Raw genomic sequence first — 7,228 nt, forward strand, 5'->3', positions numbered from 1 at the left:
TCCCCCGGCCCCGGGGGGGCGACGACCCGCCCGGCGGGGGCGCCGGCGGGGACGTCGCCCGGAACTGACAGCACTGTTCGGCAGTTATGGTGATTTGGGGCGGGATCGCGATGAGGGGGCGTGACCGTGGACGACCACGTGGGCGACAACGACGGCGACAACGACGACCGGCCGACCGGGCTCGACCGCGCCGACCAGGCGGCCGCCCGGCGGGTGCAGGAGATCTGGGACGGCCTGGCGCCGGCCGCCGCGCGCATCGCCACCGCGAGCGAACCGGTCCGCGACGCCGCCCGCGGCGCGGCCGCGCTCGCCGCCGACCGCATCCTGGCCCAGGCGTCCGGGACGCCGGTGATGAGGGCCGCCGAGCAGGCCGCACGGGACGCCGCCGTCAAGGCCGCCCGCGCCGCCGCCGAACGCGCCGTCACCGAGGCCCGCGCCGCCGCCGCGGCCAACCCCGCCACCGCCGGCGCGTTCGAGGCCGCCGCCGCCGCGATGACCCTCGCCGAGCAGGCCGCCCGCCACCCCATGGCCGCCGCCGCGCGCCGCCTGGCCGTCCAGAGCCCCCTCGCCCGCGCCGCCGCCGGCACCGTCGCCGACGCCGCCGGCCGCACCGCCTCGGCCCCCGTCGTGCAGGCCGCCACCCGCATGGTCGTGGACGCCGCCGTCGACACCGTCGCCGACGCCGCCGTGGACGCCCTGATGATCGCCGGCCGCGACGTCGTCGCCCGCGCCGTCCGCCAGACCGCCGAGCAGGCCGCCCGCGACCTGGCCGCCGCCCTGCGCGACACCGCCCGCGGCGCCGCCGAGGCCACCGGCGCCACCGCCGAACTGGCGCCGCTGGCCGACCTGGCCGCCCGCGCCGGCCGCGACCCCGGCGTGCGCGGCGCCGCCCGCACCGCCTCCGGGCTGCTCACCGCCGCCGCCGGAAGCGCCCTGGCCCGAACCGCCCGCGACCTGGCCGCCCGCGCCGCCACCGCCGCCGTCGAGGCCGTCCTGCGCGAACTGCTCCGCGACGCCCTCAAGCTCGCCCTGCGCGACACCCTGCGCGGCATCATCGTCGAGGTGTCCCGCGACGTCGTCGTCGACGTCGCCAAGACCACCTGGACCACCGCCACCCGCCCCGCCGCGCCCCGCCCGGCCGCCGCGACCGCCGTCGTCATCAAGGCCACCGTCGAGCCCCCCGAACCCGCCGCCGGCGGCGACGCGTGGGCCGACGCCACCGCCGAGACCGACACCGACACCGGCCTCGACCTCGGCGCGCGCCCCGACGGCGAACGCTGAACCGGCCCTCAGAAGTTTCTGAAAGAACCATGAGAAACACCCGCCGGAGGCCGGGCCGCCCACCGGCGCTGTCTACCGTGAGTACATGGAACCCGGCCCGCAGGACGCACCGCCCCCGCGGATCCTCGTGGTCGACGACGAACCCGCCGTCCGCGAGTCCCTGACCAGCAGCCTGGAGTTCGAGGGCTACCGGGTCGAAGGCGCCGCCGACGGCGTCACCGCCCTGGACCAGGTCGAGCGCGAGACCCCCGACCTGGTCGTGCTGGACGTCCTCATGCCGCGCATGGACGGCCTGACCACCTGCCGCCGGCTGCGCGCCCTCGGCGCCACCATGCCGGTCCTCATGCTCACCGCCCGCGACATGGTCGGCGACCGCGTCACCGGGCTGGACGCCGGCGCCGACGACTACCTCGCCAAGCCGTTCGACCTCGACGAACTGCTCGCCCGCGTCCGCGCCCTGCTGCGCCGCGCCGCCATGACCGCCCCCGCCCCCGCCGCGCCCGGTACCGCACCCGGCGACGTCCTGGCCTTCGACGACCTGCGCATGAACACCCTCACCCGCGAGGTCACCCGCGCCGGGCGCCCCCTGGAACTCACCCGCACCGAGTACATGCTGCTGGAGATGTTCCTCACCCACCCCCGCCAGGTCCTCACCCGCGAGCAGATCCTGGAGACCGTCTGGGGATTCGACTTCGAACCCGCCTCCAACTCCCTGGACGTGTACGTGATGTACCTGCGGCGCAAGACCGAGGCGGGCGGGCTGCCGCGGCTCGTCCACACCGTCCGCGGCGTCGGGTACGTGCTGCGCCCGGCGGCGTCCCCGTGAGCACCCGGGCCCCCGTCGCCCGGCGCCTCACCCGGAGGCTCACGCTCCGCGCCCGGATGGCGCTGCTCACCGCCGCGGCCGTCGCGCTCGCCGTCGCCGCCTGCGCCAGCGCCGGATGGCTGCTGACCCGCAACCAGCTGTACCGCGAACTGGACCGCCGCCTCGGCGCGGTGTCGGGCGGCCCGCCCGGCGCCCGCGACGGCGGCTACCGCGACGGTCAGCCCCCCTTCCACGGCCCCCGCCTGCCCCGCCGCCCCGAGGCGATCCTGGCCGCCTGCTCCTCCGAGCCCACCGGCACCGGCGCCCAGAACCCGCCGCCCGGCCCCTACGAGATCATGCAGCTGGTCCGCGCCGACGGGCGGCGCTGCACCGTCCCCGGCGCCGGCGCTCTCCAGGTCGGCGCCCAGGACGCGCGGGTCGCCCGCGGCGAGCGCGACCACGTCTACCACGACGGCACCGGCGTCACCGCCACCGGCGCCGAGGACGGCGTCCGGATCCTCACCCGCTCGTTCCGGCTCCCCGACGGCACCCCCGCCGCCGTGTCCTACGCCATCTCCCTCGACGAGGTCCAGGGCCCCCTGGACAACCTGGCGCTGCTGCTCACCGCCGTCACCGCCCTCGGCGTCCTGGTGTCCGCCGCCGCCGGCCTCATGATCGCCCGCGCGTCGCTGCGGCCCGTGGACGAGCTCACCGGCGCCGTCGAGCACATCGCCCGCACCGAGGACCTGGACACCCGCATCCCCGAGGAGGGCACCGACGAGATCGCCCGGCTCAGCCGCTCCTTCAACACCATGACCGCCGCCCTGGCCGCCTCCCGCGAACGCCAGCAGCAGCTCATCGCCGACGCCGGCCACGAGCTGCGCACCCCCCTGACCAGCCTGCGCACCAACATCGACCTGCTGCTGCGCGCCGAGGCCGCCGGCCGCGACCTGCCCGAGGAGACCCGCCGCAACCTGCTGGCCAGCGTCCGCGCGCAGATGCGGGAACTGTCCAGCCTCGTCGGCGACCTGCTGGAACTGGCCCGCCCCGCCGACACCGCCCCCGTCCACGAGACCGTCGCCCTGCACGAGGTCCTGGACCGCGCCGTCGAACGCGCCCGCCTGCGCGGCCCCGGCCTCACCGTCACCTGCGACGCCCGGCCCTGGCACGTCCACGGCGACCCCGCCTCCCTGGAACGCGCCATCGTCAACCTCCTCGACAACGCCGTGAAGTTCAGCCCGCCCGGCGGCACCGTCACCGCCGCCCTGCACGACGGCGAACTCACCGTCCGCGACCACGGCCCCGGCATCCCCGCCGCCGACCTGCCGCACGTGTTCGAACGGTTCTGGCGCTCCCCGTCGGCCCGCAGCCTGCCCGGCTCCGGCCTCGGACTGTCCATCGTCGCGCGCGTCGTCGCCGAATGCGGCGGAAGCGTCGCCCTGGAACCCGCCCCCGGCGGCGGCACCCTCGCCCGCGTCCGCCTCCCCGGCACCCCCGGCCCCGGCGACTGACCACCCGGCGGGTTTCTCATGCGGCGTTAAGACACGGCTCACCGCCCTCCCACACCGGCCCCCGAACCTCGGTCCCATGAGTCACCTCATCACCGAACCGGGCACGCCCGCCGCGCCGCCCCCGCCGCCGCACGACCACGGCGGACGGGGACGGCTCGTCGAGGTGGTCGTCCCCGTCCACAACGAGGAACGCGTCCTGGCCGCCAGCGTCGAACGCCTGCACTCCTACCTCGCCGACACCCTGCCCTACCCCTTCCGCATCACCGTCGCCGACAACGCCAGCACCGACGCCACCTGGCCGATCGCCCGCGACCTGGCCGACCGCCACCCCCGCGTCCGCGCCGTCCGCCTGCGCGACAAGGGCCGAGGCCGCGCCCTGCGACACGTGTGGGGCACCAGCGACGCCGACGTCGTCGCCTACATGGACGTCGACCTGTCCACCGACCTGGACGCCTTCCTGCCGCTGGTCGCCCCCCTCATCTCCGGGCACAGCGACCTGGCCATCGGCTCCCGCCTGACCCGCGGCTCCGCCGTCGTGCGCGGCCCCCGCCGCGAGATCATCTCCCGCTGCTACAACCTGCTGCTGCGCACCGCCCTGGCCGCCCGCTTCACCGACGCCCAGTGCGGCTTCAAGGCCGCCCGCACCGAGATCGTCCAGGCGCTGCTGCCCTCGGTCGAGGACGAGGAGTGGTTCTTCGACACCGAGCTGCTGCTGCTCGCCGAACGCAACGGGCTGCGCATCCACGAGGTCCCCGTCGACTGGGTCGACGACCCCGACAGCCGCGTCGACGTCCTGCGCACCGCCCGCGACGACCTGCGCGGCATGGCCCGCGTCGCCCGCCGCATGCTCACCGGCGCGTTCCGCGCCCCCGTCGGCGGGCGCCGCGCCCCCGCCGCCGCGGGCCGGGCCGCCGACGCGCTCCCCGCCGGCATGGCCCGCCAGCTGCCCGCCTTCGCCGTCATCGGCGTCCTCAGCACCCTCGCCCAGCTCATCCTGTTCGTCCTGCTGCGCCTGTTCCTCGGGCCGCTGTGGGCCAACGCCCTCTCCCTGGTGGTCACCACCGTCGGCAACACCGCCGCCAACCGCCGCTTCACCTTCGGCGTCACCGGCCCCCGCCGCGCCATGCGCCAGCAGCTCGAAGGCGGCGCCGCGTTCCTGCTCGGCCTGGCCCTCAGCACCGGCGGCCTGGCCCTGCTGCACGCCGCCGCGCCCGGCGCCGGACGCGCCGTCGAGGTCGCCGCGCTCGTCACCGCCAACGCCCTGGCCACCCTCGCCCGGTTCCTGCTCATGCGCGCCTGGATCTTCCACCCCCGCCGCCTCGGCGACCACCCCGCCGCACCCGCAGCCGCACCCGCCGCGGGGCGCGCCGCAGAGACCGTCGCCGCGCCCCCGCCCGCCCACGACAGCACCGGAGGGACCCCGGCATGACCTCCACCCTCACCCCGCCGCCGCCCGCCGCAGGGCGCACCGCGCCCCGCGGCCGCGCCCGCCGCCTGCTCCTCGGACCCGAAGGCGACCCCCGCTGGGCGCGCCCCGCCCTGTGGGCCGTCCTGATCGCCGCCACCGCCCTGTACGGGTGGGGACTGACGGCCGCCGGCGACGCCAACTCCTACTACTCCGCCGCCGTCAAGAGCGGCACCCAGAGCTGGAAGGCGTTCTTCTTCGGATCCCTGGACGCCGGCTCCTACATCACCGTCGACAAACCCCCCATGGCCCTGTGGGCGATGGGGCTGACCGCCCGCGTCATCGGATTCGGGACCTGGAGCCTGCTGCTCCCGCAGGTCGCCGCCGGCGCCGCCGCCGTCGCCGTCCTGCACGCGACGGTCCGCCGCGCCTTCGGGCACGCCGCCGCGCTCACCGCCGCCGCCGTCCTGGCCCTCACCCCGATCACCGTCGCGATCAACCGCGACAACAACCCCGACACCCTCCTGGTGCTGTTCCTGGTCGCCGCCGCCTGGGCCTGCCAGCGCGCCATCGACACCGGCCGGCTGCGGCCCCTGCTCCTCGCGGCGTTCCTCGTCGGATGCGGCTTCAACACCAAGATGCTCCAGGCGTTCCTGGCCGTCCCCGCGCTGGCCCTGGCCTACCTGGTCGCCGCGCGGCCCGCCCCGGCCCGCCGCATCGGGCACCTGCTCGCCGCCGGCGCCGTCCTGGCCGCCTCCTCCCTGTGGTGGACGCTGCTGGTCGACGCCATCCCCGCCCGCTCCCGCCCCTACATCGGCGGCAGCACCGACGGCACCGCCTGGGACCTGGTCGTCGGCTACAACGGCCTCGGCCGCATCCTCGGCCAGGGCGGCGGCCCGGGCGGGCGCGGCGGCCCCGGAGGAGGCGGCGGCTTCGGCGGCCAGTCCGGTGCCGGGCGTCTGTTCAACGACATCCTCGGCGGCCAGATCTCCTGGCTCATCCCGTTCGCCGTCCTCGCCCTGGCCGCCGGACTCGTCCTGCTGCGCCGCCGACCCCGCACCGACCCCGCACGCGCCGCGCTGCTGCTGTGGGGCGGATGGCTCGCCGTCCACTACGTGGTGTTCAGCTTCGCCCAGGGCACCTTCCACCCCTACTACTCCACCGCGATGGCCCCCGCGATCGCCGCGCTCACCGGCGCCGGAGCCGTCCTGCTGACCCGCGCCCACCGCACGTCGCGGGCCTGGGCGTGGGTGCTGCCCGCGGGCGTCGCCGTCACGGGCGCGTGGGCGTTCGTCCTGCTGGACCGCACCCCGTCCTGGAACCCGTGGCTGCGGTGGGCCGTCGCCGCCACCACCGTCCTGGCCGCCGCCGCCCTGATCGCGGGACGGGTCTCCGGCCGCGCCGGGACACGCGCCACCGTCGCCGGCCTCGCCCTCGCCGTGACCGCGGGCCTGGCAGGCCCCGGCGCCTACGCCGTCGCGGCCGCATCCACCACGTCCAACGGCACCAACCCCCTGGCCGGCCCCGCCTCCGGCGGCGGCCCCGGCGGCGGCTTCGGGCCGCGCGGCGCCTTCCCCGGCGGCCGCAGCGCGCCCCCCGCCATGCCCGGCGGCCAGGCCCCCGGCGGGATGACGCCCCCGTGGCAGCCCGGCGGCCAGAACGCGCAGGCACCCGACGGGCGGGGCGCGGACGGGCGGGGCGCGGACGGGCGCGGGCAGCGGCCCGGCGGAGCCGGAGTGCGCGGCGGATTCGGCGGCGGCCCCGGGGGCGGCGTCGACACCCAGATGCTCACCTACCTGGAGAAGAACCAGGGCGGGGCCACCTGGCTCGTCGCCGTCTCCAGCGCCCAGGAGGCCTCCTCGATCATCCTGCGGACCGGGCGCCCCGCCATCGCCATGGGCGGCTTCACCGGCAGCGACCCCGCCATGACCGTCGCCAAGCTCCAGCAGTACGTCAAGGACGGCAGGCTCCGCTACATCCTGCTCGGCGGCCGCATGGGCCCCGGCGGCGGCGACACCGCCGTCACCACCTGGGTCCAGAAGAACGCCACCCCCGTCGACGCCAGCGCCTACGGCGGCACCACCGGCGCCCGGCTCTACAAGCTCGGCTGAACAGGGACACCACCTCGGAGACTCCCATGCTGCCGCACGAGGGTGAGGTCGCGGGTCTCGGCGACGACATTCGGGACGAAACCGAAGCGGGCGCAGGCGGCCTCGATGTTGGTGC

General features: G+C 77.0%; 5 protein-coding genes. All 5 read left to right on the forward strand.

Annotated features, from left to right (window positions below):
- Nucleotides 1-120 precede the first annotated feature (120 nt).
- The 5 genes from AB0C69_RS35015 to AB0C69_RS35035 all read left to right on the forward strand — a co-directional run bounded on the left by AB0C69_RS35015 (nt 121) and on the right by AB0C69_RS35035 (nt 7,113).
- Nucleotides 121-1,281, forward strand: a complete 1,161-nt coding sequence (locus AB0C69_RS35015) for a hypothetical protein (protein WP_360359488.1) — start codon at nt 121-123, stop codon at nt 1,279-1,281.
- Between the two features lie 85 nt (nt 1,282-1,366).
- The gene (locus AB0C69_RS35020; RefSeq protein WP_360359491.1) at nt 1,367-2,107 is read left to right on the forward strand and encodes a response regulator transcription factor; all 741 of its coding nucleotides are present in this window, start codon (nt 1,367-1,369) and stop codon (nt 2,105-2,107) included.
- Entirely contained in the window at nt 2,104-3,597 is a 1,494-nt protein-coding gene (locus AB0C69_RS35025; protein WP_360359493.1) for a HAMP domain-containing sensor histidine kinase, read from the forward strand. The genes AB0C69_RS35020 and AB0C69_RS35025 overlap by 4 nt, the downstream gene beginning before the upstream one ends.
- 76 nt (nt 3,598-3,673) lie before the next feature.
- The gene (locus AB0C69_RS35030; RefSeq protein ID WP_360359496.1) at nt 3,674-5,026 is read left to right on the forward strand and encodes a bifunctional glycosyltransferase family 2/GtrA family protein; all 1,353 of its coding nucleotides are present in this window, start codon (nt 3,674-3,676) and stop codon (nt 5,024-5,026) included.
- Entirely contained in the window at nt 5,023-7,113 is a 2,091-nt protein-coding gene (locus AB0C69_RS35035; RefSeq protein WP_360359498.1) for a glycosyltransferase family 39 protein, read from the forward strand. Before AB0C69_RS35030 ends, AB0C69_RS35035 begins: the two co-directional genes overlap by 4 nt.
- Nucleotides 7,114-7,228 lie beyond the last annotated feature (115 nt).

Origin of the sequence: Actinomadura sp. NPDC048032 (assembly GCF_040653175.1) — a bacterium.
Classification (GTDB): domain Bacteria; phylum Actinomycetota; class Actinomycetes; order Streptosporangiales; family Streptosporangiaceae; genus Spirillospora; species Spirillospora verrucosospora.